At 40.6% G+C, this 24,872-nt stretch carries 21 protein-coding genes; 8 read left to right on the top strand and 13 right to left on the bottom strand.

Annotation, left to right across the window (positions count from 1 at the left end):
• Both clpA and aat read left to right on the top strand, forming a co-directional pair.
• On the top strand, window positions 1–2,307 hold the full coding sequence (gene clpA / locus H589_RS0114670; protein ID WP_027722731.1) for an ATP-dependent Clp protease ATP-binding subunit ClpA: 2,307 nt from the start codon (window positions 1–3) through the stop codon (window positions 2,305–2,307).
• A 374-nt stretch (window positions 2,308–2,681) separates the two neighbouring features.
• A complete protein-coding gene (gene aat / locus H589_RS0114665) occupies window positions 2,682–3,410 on the top strand; it encodes a leucyl/phenylalanyl-tRNA--protein transferase (protein ID WP_027722730.1) in 729 nt (242 codons plus the stop codon).
• Window positions 3,411–3,514: 104 nt separating this feature from the next.
• Here aat and H589_RS0114660 read toward each other — a convergent pair whose 3' ends face one another.
• Window positions 3,515–4,015, bottom strand: coding sequence for a hypothetical protein (locus H589_RS0114660; protein ID WP_027722729.1), 501 nt, complete (start codon window positions 4,013–4,015; stop codon window positions 3,515–3,517).
• 96 nt (window positions 4,016–4,111) lie between these two features.
• Between H589_RS0114660 and uvrB the strand changes: the two genes are divergently transcribed.
• Window positions 4,112–6,118, top strand: coding sequence for an excinuclease ABC subunit UvrB (gene uvrB / locus H589_RS0114655; RefSeq protein ID WP_027722728.1), 2,007 nt, complete (start codon window positions 4,112–4,114; stop codon window positions 6,116–6,118).
• A 35-nt stretch (window positions 6,119–6,153) separates the two neighbouring features.
• On the top strand, window positions 6,154–7,191 hold the full coding sequence (locus H589_RS0114650) for a potassium channel family protein (protein ID WP_027722727.1): 1,038 nt from the start codon (window positions 6,154–6,156) through the stop codon (window positions 7,189–7,191).
• A 189-nt stretch (window positions 7,192–7,380) separates the two neighbouring features.
• Here the strand turns inward: H589_RS0114650 and H589_RS0114645 are convergent, their stop codons facing one another.
• From H589_RS0114645 to H589_RS0114620, 6 genes are read right to left on the bottom strand one after another with little or no spacing between them, the layout of a single operon-like run.
• On the bottom strand, window positions 7,381–8,052 hold the full coding sequence (locus H589_RS0114645; RefSeq protein WP_027722726.1) for an adenylate kinase: 672 nt from the start codon (window positions 8,050–8,052) through the stop codon (window positions 7,381–7,383).
• A gap of 41 nt (window positions 8,053–8,093) precedes the next feature.
• Window positions 8,094–9,155 carry a tRNA lysidine(34) synthetase TilS gene (tilS, locus tag H589_RS0114640; RefSeq protein WP_027722725.1) on the bottom strand — a complete coding sequence of 354 codons (1,062 nt, stop codon included), beginning with the start codon at window positions 9,153–9,155 and terminating at the stop codon, window positions 8,094–8,096.
• 5 nt (window positions 9,156–9,160) lie between these two features.
• Entirely contained in the window at window positions 9,161–9,496 is a 336-nt protein-coding gene (locus H589_RS0114635) for a hypothetical protein (RefSeq protein WP_027722724.1), read from the bottom strand.
• Window positions 9,497–9,510: 14 nt separating this feature from the next.
• Window positions 9,511–10,830 carry a glutamyl-tRNA reductase gene (hemA, locus tag H589_RS0114630; RefSeq protein ID WP_027722723.1) on the bottom strand — a complete coding sequence of 440 codons (1,320 nt, stop codon included), beginning with the start codon at window positions 10,828–10,830 and terminating at the stop codon, window positions 9,511–9,513.
• 5 nt (window positions 10,831–10,835) lie between these two features.
• Complete coding sequence (gene ccsA / locus H589_RS0114625) at window positions 10,836–11,663, bottom strand: cytochrome c biogenesis protein CcsA (protein ID WP_027722722.1); 828 nt, start codon at window positions 11,661–11,663, stop codon at window positions 10,836–10,838.
• On the bottom strand, window positions 11,650–12,327 hold the full coding sequence (locus H589_RS0114620; protein ID WP_027722721.1) for a precorrin-2 dehydrogenase/sirohydrochlorin ferrochelatase family protein: 678 nt from the start codon (window positions 12,325–12,327) through the stop codon (window positions 11,650–11,652). Before H589_RS0114620 ends, ccsA begins: the two co-directional genes overlap by 14 nt.
• A 102-nt stretch (window positions 12,328–12,429) precedes the next feature.
• Between H589_RS0114620 and H589_RS0114615 the strand changes: the two genes are divergently transcribed.
• The 4 genes from H589_RS0114615 to H589_RS0114600 all read left to right on the top strand — a co-directional run bounded on the left by H589_RS0114615 (window position 12,430) and on the right by H589_RS0114600 (window position 17,207).
• Complete coding sequence (locus H589_RS0114615; protein ID WP_027722720.1) at window positions 12,430–13,650, top strand: glycosyltransferase family 9 protein; 1,221 nt, start codon at window positions 12,430–12,432, stop codon at window positions 13,648–13,650.
• A gap of 16 nt (window positions 13,651–13,666) precedes the next feature.
• Entirely contained in the window at window positions 13,667–14,941 is a 1,275-nt protein-coding gene (locus tag H589_RS0114610) for a CgeB family protein (RefSeq protein ID WP_027722719.1), read from the top strand.
• Window positions 14,942–15,077: 136 nt separating this feature from the next.
• Entirely contained in the window at window positions 15,078–15,956 is an 879-nt protein-coding gene (locus tag H589_RS0114605) for a CheR family methyltransferase (RefSeq protein WP_027722718.1), read from the top strand.
• Window positions 15,957–15,986: 30 nt separating this feature from the next.
• Complete coding sequence (locus H589_RS0114600) at window positions 15,987–17,207, top strand: HDOD domain-containing protein (RefSeq protein WP_027722717.1); 1,221 nt, start codon at window positions 15,987–15,989, stop codon at window positions 17,205–17,207.
• Here the strand turns inward: H589_RS0114600 and H589_RS0114595 are convergent.
• From H589_RS0114595 to mutS, 6 genes are all read right to left on the bottom strand, one after another.
• Complete coding sequence (locus tag H589_RS0114595; RefSeq protein ID WP_027722716.1) at window positions 17,204–18,328, bottom strand: sensor histidine kinase; 1,125 nt, start codon at window positions 18,326–18,328, stop codon at window positions 17,204–17,206. The genes H589_RS0114600 and H589_RS0114595 overlap by 4 nt on opposite strands.
• A gap of 87 nt (window positions 18,329–18,415) precedes the next feature.
• Window positions 18,416–19,681 (bottom strand): replication-associated recombination protein A, encoded by a 1,266-nt coding sequence (locus H589_RS0114590; protein WP_027722715.1) that lies wholly within the window; start codon window positions 19,679–19,681, stop codon window positions 18,416–18,418.
• 18 nt (window positions 19,682–19,699) lie between these two features.
• Window positions 19,700–20,425 carry a 16S rRNA (uracil(1498)-N(3))-methyltransferase gene (locus tag H589_RS0114585; protein WP_027722714.1) on the bottom strand — a complete coding sequence of 242 codons (726 nt, stop codon included), beginning with the start codon at window positions 20,423–20,425 and terminating at the stop codon, window positions 19,700–19,702.
• A gap of 68 nt (window positions 20,426–20,493) precedes the next feature.
• Window positions 20,494–21,732, bottom strand: a complete 1,239-nt coding sequence (gene lysA / locus H589_RS0114580) for a diaminopimelate decarboxylase (protein ID WP_027722713.1) — start codon at window positions 21,730–21,732, stop codon at window positions 20,494–20,496.
• Window positions 21,733–21,756: 24 nt separating this feature from the next.
• Complete coding sequence (locus H589_RS0114575) at window positions 21,757–22,209, bottom strand: hypothetical protein (protein ID WP_027722712.1); 453 nt, start codon at window positions 22,207–22,209, stop codon at window positions 21,757–21,759.
• A complete protein-coding gene (mutS, locus tag H589_RS0114570) occupies window positions 22,209–24,848 on the bottom strand; it encodes a DNA mismatch repair protein MutS (protein WP_035076125.1) in 2,640 nt (879 codons plus the stop codon). Before mutS ends, H589_RS0114575 begins: the two co-directional genes overlap by 1 nt.
• Window positions 24,849–24,872: the final 24 nt, after the last annotated feature.

Genomic DNA, 24,872 nt, shown 5'->3' with positions numbered 1-24,872 from the left:
ATGCTGAGTAAAGCATTAGAACAAGCACTGACTTCTGCGGTTAACGAAGTCAGGCTCAGAAATCACGAGTTTCTAACTCTTGAGCATTTACTTTACGCAATCGTTCAGGAAGAAGTTGGTGCAGATATTCTTTCCGGATGCGGTGCTGAACTGGTGAAGCTCAGAAGTCAGCTTGAACGTTTTTTTGACGAAAACCTTGAACCTCTCCCCAGTGGTGTTGATACAGAAGTTATCCAGACTATGGGGGTAAGACGTGTCCTGCAGAGAGCTATCTGGCAGAAGAAAGCCGCAGGAAAAGACGTTGTTGAGATCGGTGATGTAGTCGCTGCAATGTTTGAAGAAGAAGACTCGTACGCAGTCTATTTTCTTAAGACACATGATATTTCACGTCTTGATATTTTAGAATATATTTCACATGCAATGAGCGAGAATGATTGGTCTGAAGGTCTTGATATCAGTCCTAATCCTAAAACCGGAACCTCTGTTCCCGGTGGTCCCGGCCCAGCAGGACAACCTGGCGAGACAAAGGACGGTAAGCCGTCTCCCCTAGAAGAGTTTACTACCAATCTTACACAAAAAGCGCGTGATGGAAGGATTGATCCACTCATCGGGCGTGATATTGAAATAGAACGAACCCTACAGGTGCTTTCCCGCAGACGCAAAAATAATCCTATTTTTGTAGGAGATCCCGGTGTGGGTAAAACAGCTATGGCTGAAGGACTAGCACGTGCCATTGCAAAAGGAAATGTCCCATCTGTATTTGAAAATACAGATGTTTTTGCACTTGATATGGGCGCTCTTTTAGCAGGAACTAAATATCGCGGTGATTTTGAATCACGTCTTAAAGGAGTTTTAGCCCAGCTTAAGCATCATAAAAATGCGGTGCTTTTTGTTGATGAAATTCATACTATCGTCGGAGCCGGAGCTGTAAGCGGCGGTTCAATGGATGCATCGAATATCCTCAAGCCTTTTCTGGCATCAGGAGAAGTTCGCTGCATAGGCGCAACAACTTATGAAGAGTATAAGAATCATTTTGAAAAGGATCGTGCTCTTTCCCGTAGATTTCAAAAAATAGATCTTTCAGAACCATCTGTAGATGAAACTATTGAGATTCTTAAGGGACTTAAGCCGTACTATGAAGAACATCATCATGTGGTTTATTCTCCTTCAGCAATAAAAGCTGCTGCGGAACTTTCAGCCAGGCATATCAATGAACGTTTTCTGCCGGACAAGGCTATTGACGTAATCGATGAAGCCGGTGCTTTTTACGGACTCAGTCAGCGAAAACGTAAGGGAGATCGTATTCTGGTAAGTGATGTGGAAAAAGTCATTTCTAAAATGGCCCGTATTCCTACACGCCGAATTACGATGTCAGACCGTACCCGTCTTCAGGAACTTGATGTAAATCTTAAGTCTGTTGTTTTCGGACAGGATAAGGCTGTCGATACAATTACGAAAGCGATATTGCGTTCCAGAGCGGGAATGAAGCAGGTCGGGCGTCCTACCGGATCATTTTTGCTTACAGGACCTACTGGTGTTGGTAAAACAGAACTTGCGCGTCAGCTTGCTTCGACAATGGGTGTCCATTTTATTCGTTTTGATATGAGTGAATATATGGAGAAACATGCAGTTGCCCGTTTGATAGGAGCGCCTCCCGGATATGTCGGGTTTGATCAGGGCGGATTGCTGACCGAAGGTGTCCGCAAGAACCCTCATTGTATTATTCTTTTTGATGAAATAGAGAAAGCTCATCCTGATGTATTTAATATACTGCTTCAGGTAATGGACTACGCTACGCTCACCGATAACAATGGCCGTAAAGCTGATTTTCGCCACACTGTGCTGCTCATGACCTCCAATGCCGGTGCACGTGAGATGACTAAGGGGGGAATAGGTTTTGGTTCCAGCGTTAAGGGCGGTGATAATAAAGATCGAGGAATAAAGGCTGTTGAAAAGATTTTCAGTCCTGAGTTCCGTAACAGACTTGATGCAATCGTACCTTTTAATTCACTTGAAATAGATATCATGGAACTGATTGTTGAAAAATTTATTAAAGAGCTCAACAACCAACTCCTTGATAATAAAGTGACTATCGAGATAGATAAGAAATCAAAAAGATGGCTGGCTGAAAAAGGACATGATCCTGCTTATGGAGCTCGTCCGATGGCTAGGCTCATTCAGACATCTATTAAAGATGAAATTGCAGATGAAATATTGTTTGGAAAGCTTGTTAAAGGTGGTACTGTCAATGTTTCTACTAAAAAAGATAAAGATGAAGATGTATTGAGTTTTAAATTCAAGCACTAAAATTATAAACTGTTTATTTTAATCATTAGAAGGACTCCGCTTTGGAGTCCTTCTTTTTGATAAGAAGCTGTATTGCTTATCTGACATTTCTTCTCACAATTACCGCCCTGATACGATGTTTAAGTTCTCAAATATTTTTATTCAAAAAAAGCTTAAATATTCCAATTGCTAATGAGAATCGCATCATTAAAATAAATGTTTTAATATAAAAAATCTCAGACTTTTGTTAAATATTAATAAAGCTGCTTTTTGCGGTTTTAATGATTAATAATTTAATAAATATTGAAATCATCTAATTAAAACTTTGAGTTGCTATTGCGTAATTCCGGTAAACGTTTATTATTAGATATCGTCTTGAATAGAAAAGGAATTTTATGGTTGTTTATAGATTAATAGAAGATCCTATTTTCCCGGATCCAGATGAAGCAGAGCCTGATGGACTGCTTGCTGTTGGTGGAGATTTAAGCCCTGAAAGGTTACTTTCGGCATACGCTTCAGGAATATTTCCATGGTATGACGAGAACTCGCCAATTTTGTGGTGGTCACTTGATCCTAGATTGGTGATGTCTTTTGATAAACTTCATGTGTCACGCCGTGTTAAGCGTAAAATACGTAATAAAAAATATAGAGTGACTTTTGATACTGACTTTGAACAAGTCATCAGGAACTGTGCTATGAAATTCAGGCCGGGACAAGCCGGTACATGGATTGTTCCTGAAATGATTGATGCCTATGTAAAATTACATAAGCTTGGTTTTGCTCATAGCGTCGAGGTCTGGAATGAATCAGGGAAGCTCTCTGGAGGACTTTATGGAATTTCTCTGGGGAAGGTTTTTTCTGGAGAGTCCATGTTTTTTATTGAACCTGATGCATCAAAAGTAGGTTTTTCATACCTTGTACAATATTTAAAAAATCGTGAATTTCATTTTATCGACTGCCAGCAGCCTACTGGCCATCTAAAATCTTTAGGGGCAGAAGAAATGTCACGGGAACTATTTCTTGAAAAGCTTGATGAAGCTTTAAATTATTCAGCCTTGCGCGGAGTTTGGCAATTCATGCCCGGAGAGTATGAGCAGATCACAAATTTGCTAGGTTGCAGTTAATGTAATAAAAGATGACTCTTGCTGAGTCATCTTTTATTACATAGCTTATTGAACTGTTTAGAAATGATATTCTTTGTATTTAAAAACAGATAGCAATTCAGAATTTAGTTATTATCACCATCGCGAGTTTCAACAAGCGGACGATGTGCGCCGAGATTGTAAAGTCCTCGCAGAGCAAAAGGCAAATTGAAATGGGGGACTTTCTCAAACCGGATCAGTCCGATATCCTTTCCTTCGGTGATAGAGCATAAGGGAGGCAACCCAGTCGGTACAGGGAATTCCATCGGGGTTGAGAAGATAGATTCAAGTCTTGAAGAATAATGATCCTTAAGATAATCCACAATCTGATCGCGTTCTTCCTTAGTGAATGATTCAAGAATTATTTTACGATCTTTTTTCTCATCAGGAATAGAGCCTAGTGTTGCAGGACTACCAAACAGGTTGGTATCCCATGAAATCTCATCTTCATCTTCACTATTCCACTCAGGTCTGAAGAGATGCACTTCTACATCACGGCGGCCTTTAAAGCTGCGAATGACCATTGATACGGCATAGCCTCTTTTGACCGGAATCTCACCGTTTTCTATTTGGATTATAGGAATCATTGCTACCTCGCAAAATGAATGTTTTAATGTTGCCAATCGGCATATCAATCTAACATAACTATTTTAATTTAACAGCACAAGTCGGGAAAAGTAAGAATGTCAGCTAAATTTGAACTCGTCAGCGACTACACTTTAAAAGGTGACCAGCCGGAAGCTGTGAGGCAACTGGTGGAAAATTTACAACAAGGTGTGCAGGATCAGGTTTTACTCGGTGCAACTGGTACAGGTAAAACTTTTGCAATGGCCAATGTTATTCAAGAATTAAATCGTCCGACACTGGTAATGGCGCCGAACAAGACTTTAGCTGCTCAGCTTTTCAATGAATTCAAGGCATTGTTCCCTCATAATGCAGTTGAATATTTTGTCAGTTATTATGATTATTACCAGCCGGAAGCGTATCTGCCGCATTCCGATACATATATTGAAAAAGATTCATCAATCAATGATGATATAGATAAACTTAGACACTCGGCAACGCACGCTCTTTTAACCAGACGCGATGTACTTATTGTTGCTTCTGTTTCCTGTATTTACGGTTTGGGTTCGCCTGAGTTTTATGCGCGCATGATTATTCCGGTTGAGGAAGGTCAGGAAATGTCCATGGAAAAACTCATGGATAGGCTTATAGAAGTTCAATATGAGCGCAATGACTATGATTTTCATCGTGGAACTTTTCGGGTACGCGGGGATGTTATAGAGATTATTCCTGCATATAGTCGTGAACAGGCTCTCAGGATTGAATTTTTCGGAGATGAGATAGACTCGATCTTAGAAACTGATCCATTAACAGGTGAAGTTACCGGGCGCAGACGTAAAACCGTTATTTATCCTGCCAGCCACTTTGTTTCTGACAAGGACAATCTCGAAAGGGCACGTGAAGACATCCGTGAAGAGTTGACCGATACACTGATTAAATACAAGAAAGACAACAAGTTACTTGAGGCACAGCGCATTGAACAGCGCACAATGTATGACCTCGAAATGATTGAAGAGATTGGGTATTGTAACGGTATTGAAAACTATTCCCGTCACCTTGATGGACGTAAAGAAGGTGATCCTCCAGCAACACTGATTCATTATTTTCCAGATGATTTTTTACTTTTTATGGATGAATCACACATAGCTGTTCCTCAGGTTGGCGCTATGTATAATGGTGACCGCTCACGCAAAACAACTCTGGTTAATTTCGGTTTCAGGTTGCCTTCTGCTCTTGATAACAGACCGTTATGCTTTGATGAATTTTTAGATATAATAGGGCAGACTGTTTATGTCTCAGCAACTCCTGGACCGTGGGAAATGGAGCGGGCACAAGGGTTGGTTGTTGAGCAGATTATCCGTCCAACCGGCCTTCTTGATCCTATTGTTGAAGTGCGTCCAGTCAAAGGACAGATGGATGATTTACTTGCTGAGTGCAAAGAGCGTGAGAAAAAGGGTGAGCGAGTTTTAATCACAACACTTACCAAACGTATGTCCGAAGATCTGACTGAATATTTTAATCAGATGGGTGTTGAAGCAAAATATCTGCATTCTGATATCGATACCATGGAACGAATGGCGATCATTCAATCATTACGTGCCGGCGAGTTTACAGCTTTGGTAGGGATTAACCTTTTGCGGGAAGGTCTTGATATTCCAGAAGTTTCTCTTGTCGCGATTTTAGATGCGGACAAAGAAGGTTTTTTGAGATCAACCCGATCACTCATTCAGACTTTTGGTCGTGCTGCACGAAATTCAGAAGGTCGTGTTTTCCTCTATGCGGATAATATTACCAGATCTATGCGCACTGCAATGGATGAAACATCAAGACGTCGTGAAAAACAGAATGGGTACAACGAACAGCATGGAATCATTCCGAAAACTATCAGTAAATCACTGGATAATATGCTTGGAACACTGTACTCTGATACGTGGTCAGGGAGTGAACTTAAGATAGCTGCCGAGGAAGCTGCCCAGTATGGTCTTGATCCCGCAAAAATGGAAAAGCAGGCCCGTAAAATGGAAAAAGAAATGCGCAAATATGCTGCTGAACTTGAATTTGAGAAGGCAGCTGAACTTCGAGATAAAATTCAAGTTTTACGTAATAAAATAATAAGTCTCGGCTAGTTGAGCATGGACATTAATTAAGTGGACTGATTTAAATGAAATCCAAAACCATATTTTCAACAATGCTCAGCCTCAGAAGAACTTTCGGTATGTTCTGGGGGCTGATTGCCGGTTTTATTTATATGCTGCTGGTCTTTATCGGTGGTATTATCGGATATATGTGGATTGAGGGGTGGAATTTTTTAAACAGTTTCTACATGGTAGTGATTACCCTCTCTACCGTTGGATTTATGGAGGTTTTACCATTATCAAACAATGGCCGGATTTTGACCTCTTTGCTAATCCTTGGTGGAGTTGGTGGTTTTGCATATTTGATTGGTGCTTTTTCCCAGTTGCTGGTGGAAGGGCGGTTGCAGGCAATTCTTGGGAGACGCAGAATGCAAAAAACAATCGGAAAACTTAGAAATCATATTATTGTATGTGGTTACGGGCGAATCGGTGAGATTGTAACCAAAGAGATTATAGACGAAGGGTGGGAGGTTGTTGTCATTGAAAACAACCGTGAGCTGGTCGAGAGTATGGAAGCTGCCGGAATTTCATGTGTAGAAGGAGATGCCACTAATGATGATGTTTTGAAGCTTGCCGGACTTGGTAATGCTAAAACACTTATTACCTCTCTTTCAGATGAAGCTGCCAATGTCTATGTGACGCTTATTGCTCGTCAGTCAAATGCAAAGCTGAATATTATCGCCCGTGGTAATAACCACATCAGTATTTCCCGCTTAGAATTTGCCGGGGCTAACCGGGTTGTACTTCCCCACACTATTGGGGGGCTGCGTATGGCTCAGTCGGTACTTAGGCCTACTGTGACTAACTTTATTGATATTGCTATGCGCGGCAAGCTTGATTTGCAGATGGAAGAGCTTTTTATAACGGCCGATTCTGAACTGGTGGGGAAAGATCTCATTGAATCTAAAATAAGACCTCGTTTTAACTTAATTATTATTGCCATTCGTAAAGGTTCAGGCGAAATGGTTTTTAATCCCGGTCCCAATGAAGTTATTGAAGCTGGTGATACATTGCTGACTGTAGGAAAACTTAGCGACCTTTCAGATATCAACAAAATACTTTAAGTTTACAGTTTGTAACGACGTGTCTATTCTTTGGCAAATATCACGCTAGTTATACAATAGAGATTGGCGTCTGAAATATTTTTTTATAATCTTTTCAATAGCTATTTTGTAGAATTATTTTAGTCTGATAAAGATCAAAAAAAATCCCCGCAGTCAGAGATTGCGGGGATTTTTATAATCAAATTAAAACTAAACGAGCTGAGCCATGAGGGTTTCTTTGATGGAATCAATAGAACCTTCACCATTGAGTTCGATATATTTAAAACCAGCTTTAGGAGCGAGATCTTTATAAAAATATGCTGCTGCAACAGTACCGGTCTTGTCATCGTAGTAGATGTCATGACGTTTGTTGATTGCTTCTGCATCCTGATCATCTGCACGCTCGGTGAGAGCTCCGCCACATACGCGACATTTGTCTCCATCAGGTTTGATAGCGTCGATGAATTTGTTGTTTGGATGGTTAGGATCGTTTTCACAGAGGCGGCGACCCATAATACGGTTTTTAGCAACTTCGCGAGGAAGAAGAATTTCGATAACGTAATCAAGTTTTACGCCGTCTTTTTCAAGAGCTTCCCAAAGTTTCTGAGCCTGAACGATAGAACGTGGGAAACCGTCAAGCAGCCAGCCGTTTTCATCGGAAGACTGGAGAACGTCAAGAACCATAGGAATAGTGATATCGTCAGGAACGAGTTCACCCTTGTCGATGTATTCTTTAGCTTTCATTCCGAGCTCGGTACCACCACCGATGTGCTTACGGAAAATAGCACCGGATTCAATATGATCGAGGTTGAATTTTTTCTTAGCAAGAGCGCCCTGAGTTCCTTTACCACTACCGTTAGGTCCAAAAATAAGAATATTCATTGTTGTCCTCCTAAAGAATTAGTAACAAATTTCACAAAGTTCTAAACCTTGCCGCTTTCCCTGTCAATGGTCTTTATTACTTTGAATAAGAGTCCTTTTTTTGAAATCTTAACGACCTTATTTCCAGGAAATTGGTAGGTTGAACCCGACTTTTGGCTTAAGAAACCTTGATCAAGCTGTAAAATTGAGTCTGATAAAGCATGTCCTGATCCAAGTAAATCCAACAACTGTTTGTAAATACGGACTCTTAACGCTTTATGTGATTTGTTCAAAATAGAACAAGGGACAAAAAAAGAACCGTCAGAAGTGTTCTCTACGTACTCAAAAAAATTAGCGAGTTGATCTCTCCAGAAATCAGCATCCAGATCAGCCTGCTGCTTGAGCCGTAACAGTCCAGCCCCTAAATTGGGATTCTCTTCAAGCAGTAATGGAATAAGATTATTGCGTACCCGATTGCGTGTATATTGATCTGATAAATTTGATTGGTCTTCACACCACGAACAATTAATAGATCTCAGGAAGCTCTCAAGTTTATTCTTTCGTGTTGAAAGAAGAGGACGCAATAATTTGCGCGCTGGATCATAAGCATCCATACCGCCAAGAGCCGGCCAGCCTGCACCGCGTAACAGTCTCATGATTACATCTTCACTAAGATCATCAACATGGTGTGCAAGAAGTAAAAGGTCAGCATCAAATTTCTTTAAGCATTGCTTGAAGAAATCATAGCGCACAATGCGACCGGCTTCTTCAAGTCCCATCGAATTTATTTTAGCATAGCTTGCTATATTCGCCTTATGAGATTCACAGGGAATCCCCAGCCTTTTGCAAAGATTTTCAACAAACTTCCTGTCTGTAGTTGATTCTTTGCGTAGACCGTGGTCAACATGAGCACAAAAAACCCTGCCACCGGATTTACGAGCGAGCAGGGTTGCTATTATCAATAAAGCGGTTGAGTCAATACCACCGGAAACTCCCACAAGCATTGACATTTTGGCAAAATTTGTACCAGATTTTAGATTCCCGAATTTTTCTATTTCAAGACAAAGCCGGGCTTCTTTAGGCCCGAGTTCCTGAATTGAAGCTGGAAGTGACTCTGTACACATAAAAATTATAGATGAATACCCAGATCGCCAATAAATTTATCAATGTAATCCAGCATATGGTTACGCTGTTCAGGGGTAGCATAACTGACACATTCACAGCGTATTTTACTCTGAGCGCGTACAAGTAATTCAATCTTTATGCTGCCTTCCATTACTTCAAGAGCCATGAAATAAGGACCACATTCCGGCAAATGTTCTTTCTGAACATCCTGAAGAAGATTTTTCGGAAGGGGAAGGTAAAAAATATCCTCGATCGGACCAGCTAATTCAAGCTCTTTAAGAGCATCAACAATCTTAGCTAAATCTTCTTCATAAATATCTTCAAGTAGGTAATTTCTCATCTGCTTAAAATCCTTTAGTCTTCCGGGTTACTCATTTTCTTCCTGCTACAGTGAGCATCAGGAGGAATTGTATCATTATCAAGGTTGAACATGCGTCTGGCAAGATCTACAAAACGATCGGCATTGCCTTCTTCTTCTGTCCGGCGTTTCAAAAAGACAACAGGTTCATGAAGGAGCTTCTTACCTATGGACATAGCCATGGTTTCAAGAGCCTTGTGAGTTTTAGCATCAACATCGCCTAACCTTTTAAGGGTCTTGGCGAGTTCTTTCTGAGCCACACTTTCGCTGCGGTTGAAAAGGTCCACAATGGTGGGCTGGAGATCAAGAGAATTAATCCAGTTACCAAAGGAGAGGGTTTCAAACTCGACAATAGAGTCTGCTTTAACAGCTTCATCTTCACGCTGAGAGCGGTTTTCCTCAACAACATCATTAAGATCGTCAATGTCGTATAAATATACGTTATCAAGTCCATTAACATCTGGATCAATATCACGTGGAACCGCAATATCGATAAAAAACATGGGTCTGAATTTTCTCTTTTTAATCACCTTCTTCATATCACGCGCTTTGATCACAGCGTGTGGCGCCCCGGTAGAACTGATAATAATATCAGTCTCGTCCAGGTGATCGTAGAGATTTTCAAAGGGAATTGCTTCCCCGCCCATTGCTTTAGCAAGCTCTTGAGCACGGGAAAATGTCCTGTTGGCAACGGCAATTTTCTCAACACCACTGTTCAGTAAGTGGGTTGCGGCCAGTTCAGCCATTTCTCCAGCTCCGATCAACATAGCCCGCTGTCCACGAAGGTCACCAAAAATCTTTTTAGCCAGTTCTACAGCTGCATAGCTTATGGAAACGGCACTTGAAGCTATAGACGTTTCTGTACGCACTCTTTTGGCAACAAAAAAAGCCTTATGCAGCATTCGGTTGATTATGACTCTGGCAGCTCCGGCATCAACAGCTTTACGATAGGAATCTTTGAGTTGTCCCAGAATTTGAGGTTCACCAACAATCATTGAATCAAGACTGCATGCTACACGAAACAGGTGCTTAACCGCATTGAGATTTTTATGACAATAAGTGTTTGGTTCAAGCTCACTCACCGAACCGCAACATCTTTGCGCCCAGTATCTGAAGACATCTTCTTCAGATTTTTCAGGGGAACAGACAACAAGAATCTCAACCCTGTTGCATGTGGAAAGAGCCATGACTTCGTTCATACCTATTTCAAGAAGTCCATCTTCGAACTCCTCTACATTTGTTAAGGCATAACGCTCACGAATATCCACTCCCGCAGAGCGGTGGTTAAGGCCGATAAGATAAATATTATGGTCCATATAAATTAGACTTTAAAGCTATGGTGAGTAGGAATAAAAAAGTTAATGCCCCACAAAGAGATCATGGTGATAATAAAAACAATGATCACCAGAATTGCCGGTTTTTTTCCTCTCCAGCCCATAACCATGCGCTGATGAAAGAGGAACGCAAACAAAAACCAGACTACTAACGTAACAATTTCTTTGGGATCCCATGAAAACATTCTGGTAAAAGTGCTTCTTGCCCAGAGAAATCCAGCGGCAAGACCCAGTGTATACAGGGGAAACCCGATAAGAATCGACCAATGGTTCACATTGTCGAATGTATTAAGCGAAGGCATTTCTTTGCCCATGGCAGAAAGATTAGCCTTGGTTTTAATTTTGTTGTTCAAATAAATAAAAGCAACTCCGGCTCCTGCTGCCATTGCCATAAGAGCAATACTGACGAAAATGGTTCCTATGTGCAGTCCCACAAATAACCCCGCAAGATGCGCCGGAAGATTAACTTTAAGACTTTGCGATGCAAGGGAAATAATAAAGAGTAGCAATGCCAGCGGAGATGCTGTCAGAGCAAAGAAAGTACTGCGTAATTTCCACCAGAGTCCAAAGTAAACCAGAATAAAACTCCAGCCGAGCAGGCTGAAATAGAAATAACCATCACTGAAAATAGTTCCGCGATAAAGAGATACTGCAAGTATTAAATCAAGGGTATGAAGAGCAAAACCGCCAATGGCTGCAAAATTACCCAATTTTCCGAGCACAGGATTATTTTTAATAGTGCCCACAAAAAATAAGGTCATACCTGTTAAATAACAGGTGATTATAATACATTGAAAAACTTCAAATAAGGTCATTAATCAGCTCCGGTATGCATGGAAGAAGTTCATCCGGCAATATTTGAGTCAGTAATTCTTCTACCCGGTCAATGTTTCCAGCTTCAAGTTCATCTAAAATGTTCGAAGCAACAAGTTCTCTGAACAAAGCGGTGTTGTGGCTTGTTTCCATGCCAAGGTCAAGAACCAAGGGTCTGATTTTTCCCATTAAAGTAATAAACGCAGCATAATGCGGACCGAAAACATTTTGCAGTTCTCGGCGTACTTTCTTAGTAAAAGCAGGTGAACAGCCTCCTGTAGAAACTGCCAGAGTAAGATCTCCCTGTCTAATAACCGAGGGTAGAATAAAACTACTTTTTTCTGGTAAATCAGCTATATTACATAGAATATTTTGTTTTTTGCAAAGGTCAGAAATTAACTTGTTTACATCCTTATTACTGGTGCAAGCCAAGACCATGAACCTATCAGTCAAATCCTCCGGTGTAAAAGCTCTTTTTACAAAGTTTACCCGTTTATCCTGACAGATTTTAATAATCTCAGCATTTGGTTCTGATGTATCAAGAACAAGAACTTCAGCAGGGTCACATTCAAGCAAAGATTTAAGTTTGCGTAATCCGACATCTCCGGCACCAACCAGCAGACACTTGTGATTTTTAACTTTTAGAAAAATAGGGTAGTAAATCATAGAAGTCCTGCATAACAAAAGTGTGTGCGGATTGTAAAATGACAAAACGCTGATAAAAAGATATAGTTTGATTCCCCAACTTATTGCTATAAAGGGATATTTATGAATAAAGCTTTAGTTGTCCAGTTGACAAGATTCGGTGATCTTGTCCAGACCAAGCGTTTGGTCTTAACCCTGCAAAAACGCAGTCTGGAAGTACATCTGTGCGTTGATAAATCATTAAAATCTTTGGCATCAATTCTATATCCTGAAGTGGTTGTACATTCGATAGTTGCTCATGGGACAGGAATTAATGACTCTGGTTTTAATTCAGTCCTTAGTACAAATTATGATATCTTTAATACTCTTAAAAGTATCAATTTTTCTGAAATATACAATTTGAATTTTTCGCCCATGAATTATGCTCTTTCCACACTCTTTGATTCAGCAAAAGTGAAAGGTCATAAAATTGTTAACGGGCAACCTGTAAAATCCAGATGGTTTGATTTAGCCTTTAGATTAGCCTCTGAACGCAGAAATAACATCAATTTAGTTGATTACTGGTCTGCGCTCAGCCCTGATATGCTTCCGGCTTCTGAAGTAAATCCGAAAGCAGCTCCAAAAGGAGGCGGTGTCGGAATTGTTCTTGCCGGACGTGAGACACGACGTTCACTTCCTTATGATGTCCTTGCTCCTCTTGTCATGTCTGCCCGTTCCACTAATAAATGTAAAAAGATATTTTTACTGGGGAGTCAGGCCGAGCTTGAATTGAGCCGTAAGCTGCTCACAGAATTTCCTCCAAGTGTTGCAGCAGATACAGTAAATCTTACCGGTAAAACTGATTGGGCGGAGCTTGCAGACACTATTTCTTCTCTTGATCTGGTAATCACACCGGATACAGGAACGATGCATCTTGCCGCTCATCTTGGTGTTCCTGTTCTGGGATTTTTTCTTTCATCTGCATGGTGTACTGAAACAGGTCCTTACGGAGTAGGGCATACGATTATTCAGGCTGATATTGAGTGTTCTCCATGCATTGAATCACAGCCTTGTTATAATCATTTAAAATGCTTAAATTCATTTAAAGACTCAGGGACAATTCGTTTTGTTGCCACTCGCAATGTAAAATATCTGCCGGCAGGTCTTACAGTTTTTGAATCTGACTGTGATTTTCTGGGTACAAATTTTCTCTTAAAAGCCGGCAAAGATGGAACTGGAGAACGTCGCAGCAGATTACGAAAATTTATTGCCTGCCATTTAGGACTGCTCGATATAGGGGAATATGGTCCTTTTTCCGATATCGCAGAAAAATTTTATAAAGAAAAAGACTGGATAACTGCTTAAATTGAAAGGTAATTATATGAATAAAGATAAGGTGCTGAGAATTCTGGTTGTTCTTCCTTTGTATGGAGGATCATTGCCTGTGGGGCGTTTTTGTGTATCTGCTCTTCAGGAGATGGGGCATATTGTTGAAACGTTCGAGGCTCCTGCTTTTTATGATGCCTACAATGCTCTTGACGATTTAAAAGTTACTTCTGATCGATATCAATATCTGCAAAACAGTTTTCTACAGGTATTGTCACAAGCTGTGTTGGCAAAAGCAGAAACATTTGAGCCTGATCTGGTCCTTGCGATGGCTCAGGCCCCTTTGACACATCAAGCATTAAAGCGTCTTCGCCGGGATAATGTGAAAACAGCAATGTGGTTTGTTGAAGACTTCAGGCTGTTTACCTATTGGCAGAGTTTTGCTCCTTTTTACGATATTTTTGCGGTTATTCAAAAAGAACCTTTTTTTTCTGAATTAAACCAGATTGGAGTAAATAATGTTCTATACCTACCTCTTGCAGCCCATCCTGATTTTCATAAGCCGGTAGAGTTGACTCCCATGGATATGCGCAAATATGGCGGAGATGTCTCATTCATGGGAGCAGGATATCCTAATCGGCGTATGGCATTTCGTAAGTTGATACATCATAATCTCAAAATATGGGGATCGGAGTGGGAAGGAGATCATGTTCTTGAGCCATACCTGCAACTTGGCGGGCGCAGAGTAACATCCGAGGAATGTGTTAAGATTTTTAATGGCTCAAAAATCAACCTGAATCTTCACTCATCAATTCAGGCAGATGAATTAATCAGTGGAGGAGATTTTATTAACCCACGCACATTTGAACTTGCAGCATGCGGTGCTTTTCAACTTGTAGATAAGCGTTCTTTAATGACTGAAGCCTTTGCTGAAGGGGAGCTTGCTTTTTTTGACAGCCTTGAAGACCTTGATGAAAAAATTAATTTTTATCTTTCCCGACCTCAAGAGCGAAAAAACTATGCTGAAAAGGCTCGTAAAAGAGTGTTAAAAGAGCATACTTATACTTCCCGTATGCAAACTTTGATTGATTATGCAGAACAATCTTTTTCAGAGTGGCCCAAAGAAAGAAATACGGATAATATTTTTGGTCAGGACTTCCCTGAGGAACTTAAAAAAGAGATTATGATGCTGATAGAAAAATTAGGGCTGCCTGCCACAGTCGGTTTTGAAGATCTGGTTACAGCCGTAAGGGCTCAGCATGGTGAATTGACAACTCTTGATACAGCGGTATTGTTCTTAGATGAGTGGAAGAAAACTTATAATAAGTAATATTAACTTTGACTTTATCTCTTAGACTTATTGTAAATATATTTAGATTATATTACAAAAAAATTAATAAACAGATTCAGTAGTTAAGAAATAAAAATTTTGTGATCTCTATTTTTAAAATTTGAGAGTTTATTATATGTCAAAACTATTTTCCGATCGGGGTTTTAGTGGGAGTATTAAAATAACCCCAAAGGAGTTTAGCCAGCTTAGAGACATCATATATGATTTGTCAGGTATTTTTTTACAGGACAACCGTAAATTTTTAGTGGAAAATAGATTTGCTCCTCGCCTTTCTGAACTTCAAATAAATAGTTATACTGATTATATCAATTTTCTAAAATATGATCCAAAAGGCAAAATAGAAGAGTTTAATCTGCTTACAGAGCTTATTACTACTAATGAAACAAGTTTTTTTCGAGATAACCCTCAGCTGAAAGCATTCAGAGATTATACACTTAGAGAATTAATTGATCTAGGGAATAAAACAGGCAGGAGAGAAATTAAAATATGGTCTGCCGGATGTTCGTCAGGAGAGGAACCATACACATTAAGCATTATTATTCACGAAATGCTTAAGAATGATTTGTCTAAATGGCGTATACGGATTACAGCTAATGATATTTCAAATAATGTTCTTGAAATGGCAAAAAAGGGAATCTATACAAAGTATTCTCTAAGAACGACTCCTGAAGAGTTTATTTCTAAATATTTTGTTGAAAAAGACAATGAAATATTTGAAATTAAACCAGAAATAAAGCGTCTTGTGACTTTTGGTAAAATAAACCTTAATCAAGATCGTTCTGTAAATTTGGTACCAAAATCGCATGTTGTTTTCTGCCGAAATGTTATTATTTACTTTGATAAAGAGATGAAGAAAAAAGTTTTAACCGGATTTTATAATAATCTGGTAAAAGAAGGTCATTTATATGTTGGTCATTCTGAATCTTTACATTTAATAACTGATGGTTTTAAAGCTAAACAGCATGTTGGAACGATCTCGTACAGAAAGATATAAGTTACGGTCTAATATACAGAGAGGTTCGTTATGCAAAGTGTCAACATAGATGATGTCAAGCCAGGCATGATTTTAGCTACTAATCTTGAGCAGTCCGGCCGGATGCTACTCCCTGCAGGATCGGTTCTTACTAGTAGCAACATTGCAGTTTTTAAACGACAGGGTATTGAAGATATCAAGATTCTTACTTCTGAAAAAATAGAGCCGGATGAAGAGAGCATTGATCGTGCTTTTATTTATGTACGCGATTACTTTATGTATGTTGACCATGATCATCCTGCGATGATTCAAATGTTTGATATTGCAGTATATAAGACAGCTGTAAAGTTAATGGAAGGGTGGCGTCTTCCTACTGCTGAAGAGCAGACTGTTACCGGTTTTGAGGATATGCATGATCTTTTTTACAGGGATGAAGGCTCCGTAGAAGATGTCGTGGATGCTGAGCTTAAATTGGCCTCTTTTCCAGACATATTTTTCAAAGTAAAAGAAGCTGTTGCAGATACTCAATCATCTGCGCAGCACATTGCTGATGTAGTGGGACTTGATGTCGGATTATCCGCTCAATTACTTAAACTTGTAAACAGTCCACTTTATGGTTTTCCCTCGGAGATAAGTTCGCTTGTACGCGCTGTTGCTATGGTCGGTGGTAGCGAGCTTTGCACCTTGGCTTTAGGATTATCTACTGTTGGTTATTTCAGAGATATTCCTCCAGAACTTATTGACATGCGCTCTTTCTGGATACACTCATTAACATGTGGGGTTTTCAGTAAAATTATCGCTGAACAGGTTCAAGGAGTCGTGCCGGAGGAAATGTTTACTGCCGGACTGCTTCATGATGTTGGACGATTAATTCTTTTTAAGAAAATGCCATGCAGCGCTGTACAGGCAATGATTTATGCCAGAGAAAATTTTGTACCGCTATGTGAAGCTGAAGACATGGTTCTTGGATTTAATCATACTGATGTTGCTAAATTAATGTTTGAAAAATGGAATTTCCCTCAAAATCTTATTGATATTATAAGTTCACACCATTCGCCCAAAAAAAGTGTAAAGAGTAAAGAAGCGGGAATTATTCAACTTGCTGATAATTTAGCTCTTTCTGTCGGTATTGCTGAAGGTGGAATGTATGTTCTTCCTGGGGTTGAAGTGGGCGTTTGGGAACAACTTGGCGTTGATGCAGAAAGACTTACACAGATTGTGACTGATTACGACTATCAGATTAAAGAATTATTCAATACTTTTTTCGACTAATCTGAATTCTTTTTGCTGCAGCAGGATAAGTCAGGACAAGGAAGCTCTATGGTTACAGTTGTACCTTTTCCAGAACCGGGGCTTTCAATCTGTAGTGTTCCCTGATGTTCAAAGACAATCTTTTTAACACGTGATAATCCCATTCCAACGCCTTTTGCTTTTGTTGAAAAAAAAGGGTCTAAAACATGTGGCAATAAATGTTTTTCAATTCCCATACCGTGATCAGCTATTTTAATAGTGATTATATTTTCACTTCTACTTACTTTCACACTGACATCTGTGATCTTTTCCATAGTAAAATTGCTTGCATTTAGTAAAAGTTCTACTATCGCCGTGTGAAATAATTTCTTGCCCACGGTAATTTTATCTACAGTGCAGTCAAGTTTCATTTCAATACACTCCCCAATACGGTCCAGAATTTCATTGGCACTTTTATTCGCTTCTTCAAAAAGGGCTTTAGCTGAAACAACTACTGGAATTGGTTTTGGAATATCACAGTAGCTATGTACTGCCGCAACAAGTCCTTCCAGCTTTAAGGCTTCTTCTGAAATGACCTGAACATCATGTATAAGAGGATCACCTTCAGGCAGCTTGCGCGAAATGATATTTGCCATGCCGCCAATTACTGTGACTGGGTTTAAAACTTGATGAGCAACAGCCTGTGACAGAGAATCAAGTCCTTCAATTCGTTCTTTTTGCAACGCAGCATTTCGTGACAGAATTTTCTTTTCACGCTCTTCTGCATTAAAAATCTCGGTAATATCTTCAAACAGGAACACCATCCCTAGCGTTGCATCATCTTCAGTGAGGTAAGAAGATGTTATGGATAATTTTTTGGGACACGTGCTGTCTTTCAATGTGTAGGAGGCTATATGCTTAAGACCTACTTTTTGCTGAGAAATGACATCTAATATGACCTGATTAAATTGAGCATTTGATTTTTCGTCTGTTATGAAAAGTTCACCCCAGCCAAACCCTAGATGTTGCTCACAATCTAGATCAAGTATTGCTCCGGCAGCCTTATTTAAAAAAATAATTTTGCCTTCATGGGATATTACCATTAATCCAACATTAAGACTTTCGACTATGTTTTGAATAATTATTGTATTGAAAGATGTCATTTTTACTCCTGATCCAGAGTGTTTATTTAAAACTATATACTCTGGATCAGGGAGAGGCAATATTTAAGAAAAAACTATGCTGAACTTTTATTTTTTCAATCCCTTAGATAAGGACGGATCTATTCTGGGACGTGCTGTTCTTTTTTGACCGTGCAACCAGGCGTTCAGACGCGGCTCTTCGCCCTGGTCTTTAGAATGATAAAATTTACGGTCAGAGATTTCAGGTGGTAGATATTCCTGATCCACATATCCTTTAGGGAAGGAATGCGGATATTTGTAATTATGTCCATATCCCCATTCTTTTTGCAGATTGGTTGTTGCATTTCTCAAATGAAGCGGAACAGGATGCATTCCATTTTGCCGTATTTCCTGTTTTACTGTGTGATATGCAGCATAAGTACTGTTGCTTTTTGGAGCCAGTGCCAAATATACCGTTGTTTCCGACAAAGGAATAAACCCTTCCGGCATACCTATAAATTCTACCGCCTGCTGACAGGAAACTGCAAGAGTCATGGCATATGGATCAGCAAGACCAATATCTTCACCAGCTGAAATTATTAATCTACGGGTGATATACTTTGGATCTTCACCACTCTCAATGAGACAGCCGAGGTAGTAAAGTGCTGCATCAGGATCACTTCCTCTTATGGATTTTATCAGAGCAGAAGCAAGTTCATAATGAGAATCTCCATCCCGATCACCGCGAATAACTGTTTCCGGTAAAATTGTCCGGAGCTTATCTGCTTCACGTTTTTCAGGGGAAAGCTGAGAAGTGTATTCTAATAAATTAAGCAAGCTTCGGCCATCACCACCAGCCATTGAAGTGATGAGACTGAGACTTTCTGCACTCAATTCCATTTCAAGTTCTTCACAGGCGTGTTTGCATATAGCCAGTAAATCAACTTTACCAAGGGCTCTGAGTCGTAATACATGAAGTCTAGAAAGGAGCTGCCTTGTGACACTGAAAGATGGATTCTCAGTTGTTGTGGCCAGTAAAGTTATTTTACCGGACTCAAGAATAGGCAGGAAAAAATCCTGCTGAGCCTTTGAAAATCTGTGTAATTCGTCAAGAATTAGAATATCCATACCAGCAAGCTGTTTGCGTAGACTGGCAATGCCAGCCTCTGGAGCACTGATGCGTATAAAGTGACGGCCGGTTGATTTTGCCAGTAAAAGAGCAAGAGTTGATTTACCGCAGCCAGGGGGGCCGAATAATAGAAGACTGGGCAATCGTTTAGACCTTTCAAAGGCTTCAACACGCTCTCGGATATGGCTTTGACCGACAAATTCATCTATTGTTTTAGGGCGGATGCGATCGGCAAGCGGCTGATTATCTGTCAATTCTAGCTTCACTTAAATATACTCCGAGATTTAGACCTTTTTTTGTTTTTCAAGATAAGCAGTGCCAAGACAGAGTAGAGCAGCTGTTTCCCAACGTAAGATACTGTTGCCTAAGCTGCACGGCTGAAATCCTTCAGCAATAAATAATTCGGCTTCACGAGCACTGAAACCGCCCTCAGGACCGATCACAGCAATTGTAGATTCCTTTGCAAATAAGTCCGTATCGATCAAAGACTCACCATCTGCTTTTTCCCAGAGAATGAGCTTATTAGTATACTTGGCAGATGCTTTCAGAAAATTTTCGATTGTCCCGCTGACTGTTTCTAATTCCGGAAGCCATGGATTACCGCATTGTTTGGCTGCGGCAACCAGTTTATCATGCCATGAATCCTTCACTTCGGCTGGAACTTTTCCCTGACTGAATTCGCTTTGAAAAAATATTAATCCATGGGCTTCAAGTTCAACAGCCTTTTCAAGAACCCAACTCCTCCTACTAGACTTATTCCAGCCTATAGCAAGAGTTAAAGCTCTAGAATCTTCATGGACTGTTTCTTCCAACAGTTCAAGCTGAACTTTGTTTCTGCTTATTTCAGAAACAGAAAAAAGACCGTCACGGCCTTTTCCATCGAAAAGTCTAACAGTATCACCTACACGGGTTCTTAATACTTTTCCTAAGTGTTTTGCTTCGCCACCTTCTAAGGAAAAAGGGGCTATCCACTGTTCTGAAGGTATGTAGAATGAATTAAGGCGGGACATAATTTCTCACAGGTTAAAAAAAGCGGGCCGGAAAATATTCCAGCCCGCCAAATAATCTTAAATTAATATTAAGCTTCGAGATTAAGCAGATCTTCGTATGTTTCTCTTCTGCGAGCAACTATTACGTCATCGCCATCAACAATAATCTCAGCAGCTCTTAAGCGTGAGTTGTAGTTTGAAGACATAGTAAATCCGTAAGCACCGGCAGAGTAGACTGCAATAAGTTCACCCTGCAACATTTCTGGCAAGTGACGATCTTTCGCAAGAAAGTCGCCTGATTCACAAATAGGACCTACAACGTCATAATCCACTTCAGGACGTTCATTTTTTATCACTTCAGAAATGTTGTGGTAGGATTGGTATAATGAGGGACGGATAAGATCGTTCATCCCGGCGTCTACAATGAGAAAGTCTTTGGTCGGTGTCTTTTTAGTGTATATCACTTCACTGACTAAAATACCTGCATTACCGGCGATTACCCTGCCCGGTTCAAGTATAACTTTAAGTTTTTTACCTTCAAGCGCCTTACAAAGAGCTTCACCGAATTCTTTAGGATGAGGAGGCTGTTCTTCATCATAAGTGATTCCGAGTCCGCCACCAAGGTCGAGGTGTTCGATAGTAATTCCCATTTCTCCAAGTTCATCACGGAAAGAAAGGAGTTTCTCAAGAGCTTCAAGAAAAGGCTCGATGGTGGTCAGCTGAGAACCGATATGGCAATCCATACCGATCGGAGTTATACTTGCAAGCTCTTTAGCTGTTTTATAAGCCTTTTTAGCTGTTTCCATATCAAGACCGAATTTATTCTTCTTCATTCCAGTAGAGATGTAAGGATGGGTCTTGGGGTCAACGTTGGGATTAATACGGAAGCTGATCCGTGCAATCTTATTCATTGACGCAGCAACTTCATTAATCCTGTGCAACTCTCCAACAGATTCAACATTGAACATCAGGATATCGGCTTTAAGAGCTTCTGCAATTTCGTATGCTTTTTTACCCACACCGGAAAAAACGATTTTATTTGCAGGTACGCCGGCTTTAAGTGCCCGATAAAGTTCTCCGCCGGAGACAATATCCATTCCAGCTCCCTGCTCGGCAAGAAGTTTCAGTACACTAAGGTTGGAGTTTGCTTTTACAGAATAGCAGGTCATATGTTCAAGACCTGAGAAAGCAGAATCAAACGCTTCAAAATGTCTGCGCAAGGTTGCAGCTGAATAAACATAAAGAGGGGTTCCGTATTCGGCAGCAAGTTCTTTGATACTGATATTTTCAGCATGAAGTTCGTTATTTTTATACTCAAAATGATGCATGGTGGAAGGACTCCATTTACTAGATTAGGGTGCAGCTGTGTATACGTCAGAGATTACTACTCCGAGTGAGTCATAGACATTGCGTCCGACAACTCTCCAACGATAGCTTTTAGCGGGATCAAGGCCACATTGGCTGAATACAAATGTGGGGCCGTCAGATTGGACACCTTCAGAACCGGGCACAAAATCTTTTCTGATTGCCGGAAAGAATGGGCATGTAGGACATCCTTCTCCAGGTCCGGAACCGTCAGCTTGAAACTGTAGGCTCAGATTGTCCACATTTTTATATGCGCCGTCAACCTTTACTACAACTTTAAGACATTCACCGACTCTACGTCCCTCAACAGAGGCAAAAGAATATAAATCTTCACTTTTTTGAGGTGCAGGCCATAATTTAACGCCGCACCCAGCGGTTGAAAGAAGGACGATCGCCATGATTGCTAGTATTACATTTTGTTTTAGGGCATGAAATTTCATTAATTATCTCCCAGTGATTTTTTCCACTGATTCAGCAGAGTAAGGGCTTCTATGGGGGAAAGTCCATTTACGTCAAGGTCACGCAATTCTTTTATAACAGCATGATCTTCCGGAGGAATATTCTCTTTATTTTCCGTTCCGGTACAAAGCATTCCCGGCAGAATTGATTGAACGGAGTCTCTACGGGACGAAGCATAACCGCTGCTATCATCTGATTTTTCTTCAAGATTTGCAAGTATTTCTCTGGCTCTTACTACAACAGGCTTCGGGACTCCTGCAAGTTTTGCTACTTCAATACCGTAACTCTTATCCGCAGGTCCGGGAACAAGACGGCGTAAAAAAAGAATATCTCCTTTCCATTCGCGTACCGCAATATTAAAATTACGGAGACCGTCAATGACTCCCTCAAGTGAAGTCAGTTCATGATAGTGAGTTGCAAAAAGAGTCCTGATACCGCCTCGGGCACGACGAGAGAGTTCTTCAACCACAGCCCATGCTAATGCCAGACCGTCGAAGGTACTGGTCCCGCGTCCTATTTCATCGAGAATAACAAGACTTCGCTTTGAAGCCTGCCGTAAAATTCGAGCAGTCTCCATCATTTCAACCATGAAAGTAGACTGCCCCTGAGCAAGGTTATCAGATGCTCCAACTCGTGAAAAAACGCGATCAATAAGACCTATACGACCTTTGTAAGCCGGAATATAAGAGCCTATCTGGGCCATAATGCCCATAATTGCAATTTGACGCAAAACTGTTGATTTACCGGCCATGTTAGGTCCGGTAATGAGCAGGATACGCCTTTTTTCATCAATAGTCAGACTGTTAGGGATATAATTTGCTGATCCTTGAACAGCTTCCACAACAGGATGTCTTCCTTCTTCAATAATAACTTCCATTCCTGCGTGAATTTCAGGGCAGACCCAGCGATTAACTCGGGCAGCTTCGGCAAGTCCCTGCCAAAAATCAATTGCGGCTACAGCATCTGCCATAAACATGAACCTGCTGCGGTTTTTAGCCACTTCCTCACGGATTTTTTGAAAAAGGTTGTACTCAAGAGTTTTACGTTTATCAGAGGCGGAAATAAGTTTTTCTTCGAGCTCTTTCAGCTGTGGAGTTACATATCTTTCGCTGTTTACCAGAGTTTGACGGCGTTCAAAATAATCCGGGACCTGTCCTTTGTAGGCTTTGGAAATTTCGAAATAGTATCCAAAAACTTTATTGAACCCCAGTTTCAGTTTAGGAAGGTCATTATTTTCTTTTTCCTGCTGTAAAAGATCAGCAAGAGTTGACTCTCCATGTTCTGTTAATTCAATAAATTCATCAAGTTCAGGGTGATATCCAACTTTAAAAAGTCCGCCTTCAGTTATAACCGGTGGAGGATTATCAACAAGCGCTTTTTCAAGCAGTTCTCCTACATCCTCCATATTATCCCATTTTGAAATAATGGTACGAAGAGCAGGGGCTATAGCCAGACTTTCTTCATCTGTCCTGCGGGCTGCAGTAAGAAGAATCTCCTGCACAGGCGGGAGGGTTTTCAGACTTTCACGCAGACTGATAAAATCTTTGGGAGTAGCTCTTCCAAGCACTACACGGGTCGAAAGACGTTCAAGGTCATACACCGTATCAAGCAGATCACGCACTCTGGAGCGTAATGAATCATCATCGTAAAAAAAAGTAACCGCACGCTGATTATACTCAATAGGTGATAGATCACGCCATGGCTGCTTCAACCGAAGGGCAAGAAGGCGTCCACCCATTGGTGTTATCGTTTTATCCAATACCGCAAGAAGGGTTCCTTTACCTTTCTTCCCGTCCAGCCTTTTGAATAATTCAAGGTTTCTTTCTGTGACTTCATCCAGAATCATGAACTTGGAAAGATTCAGCGGTTTGAATTCTCCAAGATGGTTAAATTCCTGTAGCTGGGTCTGGCGTAGATATGAAAGCATTGCACCGCAAGCCTGAGTCAGTTGAACTTTATCTTCAAGATCAAGTGATTCAAGATCTGCTACATTTTGAGCTTCAAGCAGATTATCACAAGCTGATTTGAAATTAAAATATCCAGCCGATGGAGCAGGGGTGATACGCGCATCTATTTCACTATATTGGGCTGGTACAGCTTTACCCTGCGGTAAAATAAGTTCACGAGGGTTGATTTTTAGAGCCCATTGCCACAAATCAGTCTCATTCTTACTTTGTATTCCGCTCCACTGACCGGTGGAAAAATCCATCCATGACAATCCTCCGGCGGATTTGGCTTCATCCCAGATCAATGCGGCAAGAAAGTTGTTGGATTTGGCCGCAAGAGTGTCATCATCCACGACCGTACCCGGAGTAAAAACACGGGTCACAGCTCGTTTAACCAATCCTTTGGCTTGCTTTGGGTCTTCAACCTGATCACAAAGGGTAACGGTATAACCTTTATCAATAAGTTGCGAAATATAAGATTTGGCAGCATGATGCGGAACACCGCACATTGGTGTTTTAACATCTGAATTCGGGTTGCGACAGGTTAGAGCTATCTGCAATTCACGTGCAGCAACTTCGGCATCTTCATAGAAAAGTTCATAAAAATCCCCCATGCGGAAAAAAAGTAAAGAGTCAGGATAATCTTCCTTAATCTGAAAGTACTGCTCGAACATGGGGGTGAGTTTTTGTTTGCTCAC

The organism is Maridesulfovibrio zosterae DSM 11974, assembly GCF_000425265.1.
GTDB lineage: Bacteria > Desulfobacterota > Desulfovibrionia > Desulfovibrionales > Desulfovibrionaceae > Maridesulfovibrio > Maridesulfovibrio zosterae.
The sequence above is the reverse complement of the archived record's forward strand: the minus strand, read 5'-3'. Positions and strand labels throughout refer to the sequence as shown.